The organism is Bradyrhizobium uaiense (assembly GCF_010811875.1).
Classification (GTDB): domain Bacteria; phylum Pseudomonadota; class Alphaproteobacteria; order Rhizobiales; family Xanthobacteraceae; genus Bradyrhizobium; species Bradyrhizobium uaiense.
This window is the reverse complement of sequence record NZ_VKHP01000330.1, coordinates 1-8,866: the sequence shown is the minus strand read 5'-3', so window position 1 is coordinate 8,866 and position 8,866 is coordinate 1. Positions and strand designations below refer to the sequence as shown.

Genomic DNA, 8,866 nt, shown 5'->3' with positions numbered 1-8,866 from the left:
AGGTCATTCATCTTGTGCGCACGACAAATCCGAAGCCCGAGCAAGATCCGATCCACGGCTATTCGTTCGTTCCGCTGTCGCCCGCAGGGAGCGGTAGACGCAACGAGGCTTTTCTCATGACGCGGCCCCGCCACTTCAGCGAGGCCACGAACACGCGGGCGAAGAGATGCTTTACGTGATCTCTGGTCGTATCGAAGTCAAATTCGTTGACCGAAGCATCGCAATGTCAGCGGGTGACTACCTTCAGTTTCCTGGTTATCTCGTGCATCACGTCAGGCGGATGGGGGCAAACGCCATCGTGCTGATTGTGATCAGCCGAGATTGATGCCGGCGGCGCATGAGTTTGTGCGGTTCATCCACACCGAGTGCTTCCGACAATCGCACACGATGTTCAGAATCGCTTGCGGCGATTTCAACAATTCGCCTAGTTCCGTGCCGACGTTGGTTGCCAAGTTCGACAGGCGCAATCTCGGCGGCCTTGAAGAGAGCCTCGGCGATTTGCGCAAGCAGCAGACCGCGGCGAACCGTAACCGTCGGGTCGTCGCCCGAGGTCATGTCGAAGGCCGCACTCCAGTCCAAGGCATCGGCGCGCAACTCATTCAAACGACGCGGAGCTTGTCCGAATCTGATGATCTCGATGCGATGCGATGGCAATTCAATGTTTTCTCGCCGACCGAGAGTTACCCGATCCCTGTGACGAGCGTTGTCGCAGGATGCTACAAGGCTACTGGTGTCTGTCATACCGACCTCGTCGTTCGCGACGGCATGCTGCCGACGCCGTTTCCGGTCGTGCTCGGCCACGAAGGCGCCGGCGTCGTCGAAGCGGTCGGTGCCGCCATCGCCAAGGTGAAACCCGGAGATCACGTGGCGATGACCTACAATTCCCGCGGCGGGTGTTCGAGCTGCCAGGACCACGCGGCCAGCTACTGCCATGAATTCTTCCCGCGCAACTTCTTCGCCGCGCGCGCGGACGGGACAAGCGCGCTGTCGGCGGACGGCGCGCGGATCAACGGCAACTTCTTCGGTCAGTCGTCGTTCGCGACCCATGCGATTTGCCACGAGGTCAATGTGGTGAAGGTCGCATCCGAGGTGCCGCTCGAGCTGCTCGGGCCGCTTGCCTGTGGCGTGCAGACCGGCGCCGGCGCAGTCTTTAACGCGCTGAAGATCTCCGCAGGGAAATCCTTCGGGGTGTTCGGATCGGGCTCGGTCGGGCTCTCCGCGCTGATGGCAGCGAACGTCGTCGGCGCCACCAGGATCATTGCGATCGATACCAATCCAGCAAGGCTCGAAATCGCGAAATCTTTGGCGCGACGCATGTGATCGATCCGCGTCAGACCAATGCGGTTGAGGAGATCATGCGGATCACCGGCACCGGACTGAACTTCGCGCTCGATACCACGGGCCTGCCGGCGGTGATCCGCAACGCCGTGGAGAGTCTCGGCCCGCGCGGCGCCTGCGGCATTCTCGGCGCGTCTGGTCCGGACGCGGAGATCGTGCTGAACGAGACGCATTTCATGAGCGCCGGCCGCCGGCTGATCGGTATCGTCGAGGGCGATTCCAATCCCGACGTCTTCATTCCGATGCTGATCGATCTCCACCGGAACGGCCGCTTCCCGTTTGACAAGCTCGTCAAGTTCTACTCGCTCGATGAGATCAACACTGCGATCCACGATTCCGAGATCGGCGCCGTGATCAAGCCGATCGTGCGGATGAACTGAGCTCAGGTCATTCGTTGCGGCAAGAGGGCGGGGCCGGCAGCTCGTCCGCTTTCACGAAGAGATGGCAACGACCGATCTACCGGCATCTCGCATAGCATCGAAAGGGAAAAACATGTCCAAGCAGCAACTCGCAGCGATTTTGCACACGAGCGCGCAATTCCCGCCCCGCCCAATGGCAGGCCAGCGGACATGCGCGCTTGGTTCGAAGGATCAATGTGCAGGCGCCGACTCCGGACGGTACCATTATCGAGCGGGTAGCGTCGGGGCCGCTAGGCGGTGACCTGATCCGCGCCCCCGCGTCTGACGCCAAGCGTCTCATCATCTATATCTATTTTCACGGCGGCGGTTTCCTCTTCTCGTCCCACTCGCACCGCGTCGTCGTCGCCAATCTCGCGCTTCTAAGCATTTCGTGAGGAAGTGCTGGCGGCCGGCAAGCTGACAATCGAGAGGAAACGCTCTCCGTCTGTACGGGCGAGCGCCCCTTCGGCGCTCGCCCGCCCGATACGCGCAGCGCGAACCGGCTGCGCTCGTCTATTCCGCGGTAATGTTCTTAACGCCATGTGGCTCGACGAGCGCGCCGTAGGTCGCGGGTTGGCGGTTGGCGAACATATGGACGTTCGCCATCATATGCTTCTGACGTGCATTGGCGATCTCGATGACCTCCACGACTACCTTGTGCATGTCGGGATAGCACGGAACCGCGACATCAACGTCCCACACCGGAAACTGGGCGGGCAACGCCACCATGCTGCCGCCGCCGAATGGCGCGTCGACACGGTTGGCGAGGATGACAGCGCATCGGTTGTCCACTGCGCGTGGCACGGCCAGCAAGGTCCGCTCCTTGCGATCTTGCAAGCGAGATGGCCACAGGATCACCTCGGCGCCGTTGGTTCCGAGGCAACGGGCCGATTCGGGAAACATCCCGTCATATCCCATCATGATGCCGATGCGCCCGTACGGCGTTTCGATGACGGGGTAGTCTGAACCAGCTGTCGCCCATGCACGTTCATCCGCAAAGAGATGGACTTTTCGGTAAGACATCAGCACGTTGCCGTCCGGTCCGATCAGGAAGGACGTCGAGAAGAGCTTTCCATCCTCCTCTTGGACGTTCGGCATAAGGACTGCGCATTCTTCTGACTTGCAGAGTTCGCCAAATGTCTTCAGAAGCTTGGCATTTATGGAGGCTAGCCGCGTAGCCTCTGTGGGGTCGATCCTCCAGTTCGGCGACGCGAAATATTCCGGCAGCACCATGAGTTGCACACCGAACCTTGCCGCATGCCCGACTTGCTCCATTACGCAATCGAGGGTCGTGAGCTGAGATTCCGAAACATGGCTCTGAATTGCAGCCATGTTGAACGTCATTTTGCCCGGAACGATTGGCCGGTTGCTGATTTCCGCAACTTTCGTGTCGGTGTAGGCAGCCGTCAGGACCTTATAAGTGTCGGGCCGCCGGTCGGCGAACTTGTCCGCACCGAGACTCGTGGCTTTGTTGTCCGCGAGCGCCGGGTCGATATCGCCAATGGCCATGCCGTGTGTGTCCCAGGCGACCTTGGCGCGCAGATTGCCGCTGGGTCGACTATCATGCTTCCGCCCGGATAGTAGATCGATCGCTCCTGTCCTGCCTTCGTAGCGGCACATATCCAGACGCCATTCTCGAAGGCGCGGGCAGGACGCCACATGTCCGCCTGATCGATCAGAAAGAAGTTGGCCATATCGATAATGACCTGCGCTCCACTTAAAGCCGTGCAGCGCGGAATTTCAGGGATGCGGCCATCGAAGCAGATCATGAGCCCGACGCGCCCGAGCTCGGTCTCGACGACCGGGAAACCGCGCTCGCCAAACGCGAACCAGTTCTGGTCGTGCGTCGTCAGGAATTGCTTGTGATAGTGAACAACAAGCTCTCCTTTTCTGTCGAGCAGAATTCCAGTATTGAAGATCTTTTCCGCTTTCGGATCCCACTCCGTCATGCCGGTGGCTACGAACATATCGTTCTCGCGCGCGAGCTTCGCAAGGCTCCGGACAAAATGCCCGTTGACTGTGTCCGCGATCCTTCGAGCGTGGGAGATTGAATCGTAAAGATATCCAGCGTTCATGCACTCCGGAAACACGATGAGACGTACACCCTGAAAGGCAGCCTGTTTCACATAGTGCTCGCAGATTCTAAGATTCGCCTCGACATTTCCGATCTCGGCGAGCGTCTGCACCGCGGCAGCGCGATATAGATAGGATTTCATGGGATGCTCCGTTAGCCGCGATGACGACTGTATGAGATGGCGGTAGCGATTGTCTGAGCAACGCCGCTGCTTCTCAAAGCAGTGTGCGTGCCGATACGCCCCGTGTCCCTTCATTTTTGAGCTGAAGGTGACGACGACCGGATCGGTGTCGATCCGGTCTTTTGAGGACACGTCGGGAGGCGGTAGCGACCACGTCCAGATCTCCGGCGCTGCACGATCTCGGCGTCGCGACAATCGCCAACTTTGCCAGAAAGTGGTCCAATGAGAGTCTAAGTACGGGTATTATCAAACACATATCTATCGATCGACCAGCAGCTCGACAAAGCCCTCGTTCATGCGTCGTGGATAATCGTCTTCTGTGTCCTGCTGTTTGACATCAAAGAAGGTGGCAACAACCATGCCATTCGGCTGGATTAGGAAATTGGCGCATTTGGAGTAGATCTCCTGTGCACAGCTCAGTGGCGTCGCGTCGTAAGCTCGACAATCCAGCGCATCAATAGACGCGCGTGTCAGATTGATTACCTAATGTTTTTGATTCGAACGCGATCTGATAATTGTGTAGCTGCTCTCCGAAGGCGTGGTACGACCGGTGCGATGACCAGGTCAAATTGCGTACTAGTACCGCTGCACAGTGATTATGACTCTTTGGCGGAGGACGTTTTGGCGGCGCCTACCAAGGGGTAAGAACGGCCCATTTTGGCGCGGGCTTTCTCGGTTGTGAACATCCATTTGATGCGGGCTCGTGCGGCGTTGCGCTGCCGCTCCCAGGCGGCGATCTCGGATATGAGTTGTTGGCGATTCCCAATGCGCCTGTCGAGGCATTGGCTGCGCAGCACGCCGATCTCGATCTCCACCATGTTCAGCTAACTGGCGTGCTTGGGGACATAGTGGAACTCAAGCCGGCGAAGGATGCGCGTTGCTTCTGCCGGCGGGAAGGCTTGGTACAGCGCGCCAGCTGAGTGGGTGGATAGATTGTCCAGCACGACACGGATGCGCTCTGCCTTGGGGAAGTGAACGTCGGCGAGTTCACGCATACACGCGGCAAAGTCGACTGCGGCGCGGCTGTCGGTGACCTTGACCTTGCGCCAAGGCCGATGCACGTCGAGGAAGATGAACAGGTTCGTCGTGCCATTGCGCTTGTACTCGCAATCGTAGCGCTGAAGCTGGCCCGGCTTGGCCGGGATCGGCTGGCGGACCTCGCCGATGAGCTGGGTCGGGCTCTCATCGAAGCAGACCACCGGGCGCTTCGGATCCGGCTGTTCGGCATAGAGGTCGAGCACGTCTTCCATGCGGGCAACGAACTCGCCGTCGACCTGCGGAATGCACCACATGTCCTTGCGCCACGGCTTGAGGTCGTTTTCGGCCAACCGCCGCCGTACGGTCTCTCGGGAGATGTTGGCGTGCTCGGTGAGCTTGACCAATTCACCCGCCAGAAGCTCCAAGGTCCAACGGGCACGGCCTTTGGGCGGGCTCGAGCAGGCCGTCGCGACCAGCAGGGCCTCCTCTTTGCCGGTGAGCTTGCGCTCGGCTCCGGGGCGCGGCTCCTCACTGAGCGCAGCTGCCAGGTTGCCGAGCACGAAGCGACGCTTGGTCCGGTAGACGGTCGAGCCGCCCGCGCCGACGCTCCGTGCAATCTCATCGTCACTGGCACCGGCATCGGCGGCCAGGAGAATCTGTGCTCGCTTGAGCTTGCATGCGGCGTGCTTGCCGCCACTCAAAAGTGCTGTGAGTTCAGCCCGCTCCGTTTGGCTCAATTCAACCCGATAGCGTACATTCATCCCTGCCTCCTCGTGAGGCATGGACGAACAGCTGAATCGGATGGCAGGCGTGAGTCCCGTCGCAAAAACCTTCACGCCCAAGCAGGGCCAGTATCTGGCTTATATCCACCTCTACACGCGCCTGCACCGCAGGCCGCCGGCCGAAGCCGACATGCAGGAATACTTCCGCGTCACCCCACCCTCGGTGCACCAGATGGTGCTGACGCTGGAACGGGAGGGCCTCATCAGACGGCAGCCGAGGGCGCCCCGCAGCATCGAACTCCTCGTTGATCCGCGTCAGCTGCCGGAGCTACTCTAACCGCAATCCAACCCGTCAAATTCACTGTGCAGCGGTACTAGAGCATGAGCTGCATATTGCGAAGGAGTGGCGAGCGCAGTCAAACGGAATCCGCTAGTGCTTCAGTCATTATGCCAAACCCCGACATCGGGCTTGGTCAATCCTCAGGTGAAGCTGAGGTGACACACTCAGTCGCGAAACGAGATTGTTCGTTCGTTGCGTACTGAGTTTGTTGGAGCGCTGCCAACCGAGCGTAAGTTATAGGCGCACCAGTCATGGCAGACAGCAACCGGCCGTGAAGCATCGGAGACGACAGATGAAAAGCGTGGATTGAAACATGTCACCCTTCGACAAGATCGCGCTCTTTATTGATGGCCCAAACCTCCAAGCAACTGCCAGGGCGCTCGGCTTCGAGATCGACTACAAGTGCCTGCTCGGGGAATTTCAGCGCCGCGGCACACTGCTGCGGGCGTTCTATTACACTCCGATTATCGAGGATCAGGAATCGACGGTCCGGCCGCTCCTCGATCAGCTCGTCTATAACGGCTACGCGGTTGTCACTAAGCCGACCAAGGAATTCGTGGACGCCTGCGGCCGCCGCAAGGTGAAGGGCAATATTGACATCGAGCTAGCGGTCGATGCCATGGAGCTCGCTGAGCGCGTCGACCGAATCATCCTGTTCTCTGGCGACGGCGACTTCCGTCACCTGGTCAAAGCGGTGCAGCGTCGCGGCGTCCGCGTCGCCGTGGCTTCCACCATCGCGATCCAGCCGGCGATGATCGCCGACGAACTTCGGCGGCAGGCGGACGAATTTATTGACCTGGCGGAGTTGAAGCTGACGCTTGGTCGCGAACCGTCCGAACGGTTAGGCTCCACATTAAGTGCTGGCAAACGTCGCGAGTCGGCCAGCGCAGAATAATAAATGGAAGTGATTTCGTGCAGGTTGACGACGACGTCAACAAAGCGCCGCTTGGTGCTCATTCCGTATCTCGTCCCTGTTCTGGTGATATTTGGGTTCAGCGCGACTGCTGAGGAGAGCAGGGCTGATAATGATCCCGATGTTCCATATGTTAGGATCGAATGCTCGCTGAAGCAGAAGGCTAGCGAGCCAGGAGAGGCTCAAACATTCGCGGCGCGGGAACACTTTAAGGAAGACATCACACCAACAGCCGAAGTCAGGAGTTCCTGGCTTGGCGCGACGTTTATGCGCAGGTTTGCAGTCAAGTTCGAAACCGCGGTCAATAGATGCTTGCAAACCCACGTCTTGAAGAATCCCTCAAATGACAATGAGATCATCGGAGAACTAGGCATTCCCGAAGAGAGCAAACTGGCAGATATCTGGGACCTCTTAAAGCTGCAGGCCAATGGAGAAAGCGGGGTGCTGCAGACCAATTCTGCTCCCAACATATTTTTCGTTCGTGATGGTAAGGGCGACCTTGGTGTGGTTGACGTCCTATGGGGAGGCGCGGGCTGGGAAATTGGAGCAAGTCCGATAGAAAACAAACGGACGTGGCCTCCCGGCACTCGCGTTTTCTCTTACGGTGCGGATTAACGACCGTAGCACATTGATTTGGACTTGGTGCCGGCTAGCGGGCTGACCCTACGTCGAGCGAGATCCTCGATGCAGCGGCCGAGCATGCGGCGCAGCGAAGTCCCTTCGCTGAGAGCCCGGGACACAACGTCGGCGGAAGCCAGCAGGGCTTCCCGCGGCGATCTCGATGCGGCCGTCGCGGAGAAACAACCCCGTCCCAGTGGGTTGAGTGCGTAGTTGGTGGCCTCCGTCAGCTTCGACTGGGAGAGGTGCTGATCGACCATGGTGGTTATCTCAAGCTCCACCCGCGTTCCGGCGATAAGTGGGATGCAGCGGTGGGTCAGGCCGATGCTGTCCAGGCGGCGTCGGTCCAGAAGCTTTTCGAGACGACACGGAAGGGCGATTTCGCGCAACTGGTTGCCGAGGAAATGAAGAACGGCACGGCCTTCACGGTGCCATGCTATCTGAGGACGGCGATCGAGGCCCTGCTCAAATGATCGCCAAGCCGTTCGAGCCGACCGATGAGCAGCGGTGGGTCATCGAGCAAGCAGGCTCGGCGTTCATCTCTGCCTCCCCGGGCGCGGGGACGACGCGCGTCATGGTCGAGCGAGCGCGAAGCTTCTTGGCGGCGGACCGACAGGCCGCAGCATCGCCTTTCTAGCGTTCATTCATGATACAATCTAAGCGAATTCATAAACTTTTGTAGGTTATTGCTGATCGTCGAGAACGAGCCGGCGTTCCGACCAAAGAACTGTAAGCGCGAATTTCGTCGCACCTTTTGCTTTTGAGTGCTCTGATGCATGAGGTGTCCACTTAAATAGGTGGACACCTTGTGATGGCAGACGACGATCAGAAACTGCGGGTCAGGTTTGTTGGCCGAAACGGTCGCCGGCATTACGAGACGACATCGAAGGAGCGTCTTGTGGCGGCCTGCCTTGAGCCTGGCGTTTCGGTCTCGAGACTTGCGCTCGAACACGGGGTCAACGCGAACCTCCTTCGGAAGTGGATCAAGAAGCACACCGCGACCAGGTCGCTGCCGCCGTCCTCACGCCCGGCGTTCATCCCGGTTCAGCTTGAGGGGTCCGCCAATCGAGCCCTGTCGCGGCAAGACAGCTTGGCGACGGTGGATTTGCCGGCGACTTGCGATGAAGTGCGTGGTTCGGAACCCAAAGGGACTCCAGCTTTTTGTTCTCCGGCCAAAGTGAGCGTGTCGCTGCCGAACGGCGTGAAGCTCGCGCTGGAATGCGGCGATGTGGATGCATTGACGGCGATCATCGGAGCACTGGGCCATGTTCAGACTGGGCGGTGACCTGCAGGTCTATCTGCAC

11 protein-coding genes and 2 pseudogenes are annotated in these 8,866 nt (G+C 59.2%); 9 read left to right on the top strand and 4 right to left on the bottom strand.

Features of this window, described 5'->3' with window-relative positions:
* Nucleotides 1-166 precede the first annotated feature (166 nt).
* Nucleotides 167-325, top strand: a complete 159-nt coding sequence (locus FNJ47_RS54900; protein ID WP_163162264.1) for a cupin domain-containing protein — start codon at nucleotides 167-169, stop codon at nucleotides 323-325.
* Here the strand turns inward: FNJ47_RS54900 and FNJ47_RS42370 are convergent.
* On the bottom strand, nucleotides 268-654 hold the full coding sequence (locus FNJ47_RS42370; protein WP_163162250.1) for a hypothetical protein: 387 nt from the start codon (nucleotides 652-654) through the stop codon (nucleotides 268-270). The genes FNJ47_RS54900 and FNJ47_RS42370 overlap by 58 nt on opposite strands.
* Before the next feature lie 69 nt (nucleotides 655-723).
* Here FNJ47_RS42370 and FNJ47_RS54065 point away from each other — a divergent pair.
* Both FNJ47_RS54065 and FNJ47_RS42360 read left to right on the top strand, forming a co-directional pair.
* Nucleotides 724-1,718: pseudogene (locus FNJ47_RS54065) on the top strand (NAD(P)-dependent alcohol dehydrogenase); the annotation flags it as partial.
* Nucleotides 1,719-1,933: 215 nt separating this feature from the next.
* On the top strand, nucleotides 1,934-2,131 hold the full coding sequence (locus tag FNJ47_RS42360; protein WP_163162262.1) for a hypothetical protein: 198 nt from the start codon (nucleotides 1,934-1,936) through the stop codon (nucleotides 2,129-2,131).
* 118 nt (nucleotides 2,132-2,249) lie between these two features.
* On the opposite strand, the gene FNJ47_RS51970 is transcribed toward FNJ47_RS42360, so the two are convergent.
* The 3 genes and pseudogenes from FNJ47_RS51970 to FNJ47_RS42350 form a co-directional block, all read right to left on the bottom strand.
* Complete coding sequence (locus tag FNJ47_RS51970) at nucleotides 2,250-3,245, bottom strand: carbon-nitrogen hydrolase family protein (RefSeq protein WP_236000469.1); 996 nt, start codon at nucleotides 3,243-3,245, stop codon at nucleotides 2,250-2,252.
* A complete protein-coding gene (locus FNJ47_RS51965; protein ID WP_236000468.1) occupies nucleotides 3,143-3,952 on the bottom strand; it encodes a carbon-nitrogen hydrolase family protein in 810 nt (269 codons plus the stop codon). Before FNJ47_RS51965 ends, FNJ47_RS51970 begins: the two co-directional genes overlap by 103 nt.
* Nucleotides 3,953-4,587: 635 nt before the next feature.
* Nucleotides 4,588-5,730, bottom strand: a pseudogene (locus FNJ47_RS42350) (IS630 family transposase).
* Nucleotides 5,731-5,749: 19 nt separating this feature from the next.
* Between FNJ47_RS42350 and FNJ47_RS42345 the strand changes: the two are divergent.
* The 6 genes from FNJ47_RS42345 (at nucleotide 5,750) to tnpA (ending at nucleotide 8,847) form a co-directional block, all read left to right on the top strand.
* Nucleotides 5,750-6,028: a LexA family protein gene (locus tag FNJ47_RS42345; protein WP_235542826.1), complete on the top strand. Its 279-nt coding sequence runs from the start codon at nucleotides 5,750-5,752 to the stop codon at nucleotides 6,026-6,028.
* Between the two features lie 316 nt (nucleotides 6,029-6,344).
* On the top strand, nucleotides 6,345-6,926 hold the full coding sequence (locus FNJ47_RS42340) for a LabA-like NYN domain-containing protein (protein ID WP_163162260.1): 582 nt from the start codon (nucleotides 6,345-6,347) through the stop codon (nucleotides 6,924-6,926).
* Between the two features lie 3 nt (nucleotides 6,927-6,929).
* On the top strand, nucleotides 6,930-7,559 hold the full coding sequence (locus tag FNJ47_RS42335) for a hypothetical protein (protein ID WP_163162258.1): 630 nt from the start codon (nucleotides 6,930-6,932) through the stop codon (nucleotides 7,557-7,559).
* Between the two features lie 248 nt (nucleotides 7,560-7,807).
* Nucleotides 7,808-8,035 (top strand): hypothetical protein, encoded by a 228-nt coding sequence (locus FNJ47_RS42330; protein WP_163162256.1) that lies wholly within the window; start codon nucleotides 7,808-7,810, stop codon nucleotides 8,033-8,035.
* Nucleotides 8,032-8,199 carry a hypothetical protein gene (locus FNJ47_RS42325; protein WP_163162254.1) on the top strand — a complete coding sequence of 56 codons (168 nt, stop codon included), beginning with the start codon at nucleotides 8,032-8,034 and terminating at the stop codon, nucleotides 8,197-8,199. Before FNJ47_RS42330 ends, FNJ47_RS42325 begins: the two co-directional genes overlap by 4 nt.
* Before the next feature lie 174 nt (nucleotides 8,200-8,373).
* On the top strand, nucleotides 8,374-8,847 hold the full coding sequence (gene tnpA, locus FNJ47_RS42320) for an IS66-like element accessory protein TnpA (RefSeq protein WP_163162252.1): 474 nt from the start codon (nucleotides 8,374-8,376) through the stop codon (nucleotides 8,845-8,847).
* Nucleotides 8,848-8,866: the final 19 nt, after the last annotated feature.